The following is a 2,033-nucleotide window of genomic DNA, read 5'->3' as shown; positions in this document are numbered from 1 at the left end:
CACACTATGCCCCCCTGCATTCCCCCTGAATGCGAGCCGTTCGATCACCCAGGTTTTTGGCACAAACTCTGGGCCTTTGCCAAACGTGCCGGTCGGCCCTTTATCGAGACCAGCCTGTTGCTCTACTACACCAGCCAGAAGGATGACCTGCCACTTTGGGCCAAGCTGCTGATCTACAGTGCGCTGGCCTACTTTATATCGCCCATTGATGCGATCCCGGATGTGTTGCCGATGGGACTCGCCGATGACATCGCGGTACTGAGTGCAGCTCTCGCCAGCATTGCCGCCTTTATTGATGAACAGATCCGTGCCCGAGTGGCCAGAAAAATGCGCGAGCTGTTCGGCCAAGATTAACCCCCACAAGGAGTACACCATGACCATTCCCTTTTTCCGGGACGGCTTTGCCCTGCCCGTTGCACAAGCATTGCTGGTTCTGCTCGACCAAGAAGTCGCTAAAACCGAGCTCAATCTTGAGCGCTTAACCCAACTGACTTTCAACTTTCGTAACCCCGGCTACAGTGCCGAGCAAGGCGGCGTGCACCCAGTCGAGATCCGCCTGATCCGTGGGCTCGATGGCTGGCTGTTCGATTACGTCACCGATTTCAGTTATCAGGGGCTGGGCTCGGATGCCGAGCTCAGCAAGGAACTCGATTTCAACTTCCTCGATGGGGAACACACCATGTTGGGCTGGGGACCACTGCGGCTGGCAGAAGCGCGGGAGCTGTTCGATATCTGGCAGAGCAACTTCATTGCCTACTGCCGGTTGGAGTGTTTCAGCGTCACGGTCGCAGGATATTAGGAGGACACGATGAGCCAAGAATTAGCGCTCTCCCACTACTCACGTCAATGGTTGGGACAAGTTGCCGCCAACGCCAAGATAACCCCTACCCGCAGTAGTCAGCGCTGGTTGCTGCACCTGACACCGGATAGTCCACACATCCGCACAGTCACTCTGCAGGTCCGCTGGTCTGGTGTGCAGGGGCAACTGCTCTCAATCACCAATGCCGATGACGGGCGCACTATGAGTCAGCCGAAAGATGAGATCTGTATCGACCCTAAACACAGCAGTTTCTGGCGTTGCCAAGAAGGGCCCGTCTCACTCACCGATCAGCCTCGCGTGCTTGCAAGCTTCCTGGCTGACCTGCAGCGCATCTGCATCCATCGCGGCTATGCCGTGGAGAGTGACCCCATCGCCGACATGGAGAGCGAAGATGATTAACGCCGTGATCGCCATCGAACTGGAGACTTATCTTGAGCGCGATGGTCAGATTGAAGTCGTACATGACCAAGGCCAGCCAGTGGACGGTTATGCCCTCTACCTGCGCTATGAAAACGAACAGGGCAAAGCACTGGCTCAATGGCTGTGCGACCACCCGGATCACCGCTGGCTAACCCAGCTAGGCACCCTGCTTGCGACCAATTACGACGTCCCGTTGCACGACTACACCACTCACACCCTTGCGGCCTGAACACCTCCAGCCAATCCTGCAACCACCACATTTACCAACCTATTAACCAAACACCTCGCCGACCCTGCCGCATCCCACGCGGTGGGGCGATGGCGTATGGAGTACATCATGTTGCATCACAAATTGATCGCTGGGGAGATCCCCGGCACCTACCTCGTCACTGAGCTGATTAACGAAGAGGACCTGTTGACTATCGCCAACCAGATTGCCCGTCAGAAACTGGCCAAAGGAGAAGCTATTACCGACAAACACTTGGCTCAGCAGGCACTACAAACCCTGTTGCAGAGCAGAGAGCATGAAGTATTTGCCATACTGTTCTTGGACAACCAGCATCGGATCCTGGCATATGAGGAGCTATTTCGCGGCACGCTCAGCAGTGCCTCCGTCTACCCACGGGAAGTTGTTAAACGTGCGTTGGCGCTCAATGCTGCAGCTCTGATGCTGGTGCATAACTGTAGTGGTCTAATCATCCCGGACACCATTTTAGGTGGTACAGTCGCCACCATGACCTGAGGTGTTCAATGACAAGATTACGTCGCTCATTTACTGCCGAATTCAAACTCG

The 2,033-nt window shown here is 55.5% G+C and carries 4 protein-coding genes and 1 pseudogene; all 5 read left to right on the top strand.

Annotated features, from left to right (window positions below; translation table 11 throughout):
- A partial coding sequence (locus ACB040_RS20695) for a YkvA family protein (RefSeq protein ID WP_371156321.1) occupies positions 1–354 on the top strand: 354 nt, incomplete at its 5' end.
- 19 nt (positions 355–373) lie between these two features.
- Positions 374–799 carry a DUF2787 domain-containing protein gene (locus ACB040_RS20690; protein ID WP_338773980.1) on the top strand — a complete coding sequence of 142 codons (426 nt, stop codon included), beginning with the start codon at positions 374–376 and terminating at the stop codon, positions 797–799.
- A 9-nt stretch (positions 800–808) separates the two neighbouring features.
- Positions 809–1,219, top strand: a complete 411-nt coding sequence (locus ACB040_RS20685; protein ID WP_338773978.1) for a hypothetical protein — start codon at positions 809–811, stop codon at positions 1,217–1,219.
- Positions 1,212–1,469 carry a hypothetical protein gene (locus ACB040_RS20680; protein ID WP_338773976.1) on the top strand — a complete coding sequence of 86 codons (258 nt, stop codon included), beginning with the start codon at positions 1,212–1,214 and terminating at the stop codon, positions 1,467–1,469. The genes ACB040_RS20685 and ACB040_RS20680 overlap by 8 nt, the downstream gene beginning before the upstream one ends.
- A 108-nt stretch (positions 1,470–1,577) precedes the next feature.
- Positions 1,578–1,922: pseudogene (locus tag ACB040_RS20675) on the top strand (JAB domain-containing protein); the annotation flags it as partial.
- Positions 1,923–2,033: the final 111 nt, after the last annotated feature.

The organism is Aeromonas sp. S11(2024) (assembly GCF_041402345.1).
Classification (GTDB): domain Bacteria; phylum Pseudomonadota; class Gammaproteobacteria; order Enterobacterales; family Aeromonadaceae; genus Aeromonas; species Aeromonas veronii.
This window is presented reverse-complemented; position numbering and strand designations above follow the sequence as displayed.

Coding starts and splice junctions, on each gene's coding strand:
- ACB040_RS20690 (WP_338773980.1), top strand. CDS start 374: ATGACCATTCCCTTTTTCCGGGACGGCTTTGCCCTGCCCGTTGCACAA.
- ACB040_RS20685 (WP_338773978.1), top strand. CDS start 809: ATGAGCCAAGAATTAGCGCTCTCCCACTACTCACGTCAATGGTTGGGA.
- ACB040_RS20680 (WP_338773976.1), top strand. CDS start 1,212: ATGATTAACGCCGTGATCGCCATCGAACTGGAGACTTATCTTGAGCGC.